At 49.3% G+C, this 412-nt stretch carries 1 protein-coding gene; it reads left to right on the forward strand.

Features of this window, described 5'->3' with window-relative positions:
- Window positions 1-13 precede the first annotated feature (13 nt).
- Window positions 14-211: a chromo domain-containing protein gene (locus B5P42_RS33325; RefSeq protein ID WP_369008134.1), complete on the forward strand. Its 198-nt coding sequence runs from the start codon at window positions 14-16 to the stop codon at window positions 209-211.
- Window positions 212-412: the final 201 nt, after the last annotated feature.

Raw genomic sequence — 412 nt, forward strand, 5'->3', positions numbered from 1 at the left:
GGACCCATTATACATTGTCAAGGAGGTGCTGGAATCTCGTTGGTTTCGAAATCAATTGCAGTATCTTCTCGATTCGGAAGGGTGCCCGCCGTCAGAGCGATCGTGGGAGCCCGCACGTAACCTTGGTTCCACACCGGCCTTAAAGGAAACGATTCGTCGGTTTCATGTGGATTACCCGTCCAAGCCGGGCCCTGGCTTAAGGAGGGGATGATGTTAGGAACACTCCCATATATTCCTAACATTCGCAGCTCCGCCGCAGTTCCGCCGCAGTTTCCCGACAAGAATGACCTCTGGCTGGTCATTCTTGTCAACTCCTTGTATAGCTTGTAATACACTTCGGTTTTATTTCAACAAATCTGGTTCCTCCTAACAGTTTGACAAGAATTATCTTCACGGTTTACGCACCGTTTTC

The organism is Bacillus sp. SRB_331, from assembly GCF_003264175.1.
Taxonomy (GTDB): Bacteria; Bacillota; Bacilli; order Bacillales; family Bacillaceae_G; genus Bacillus_A; species Bacillus_A mycoides.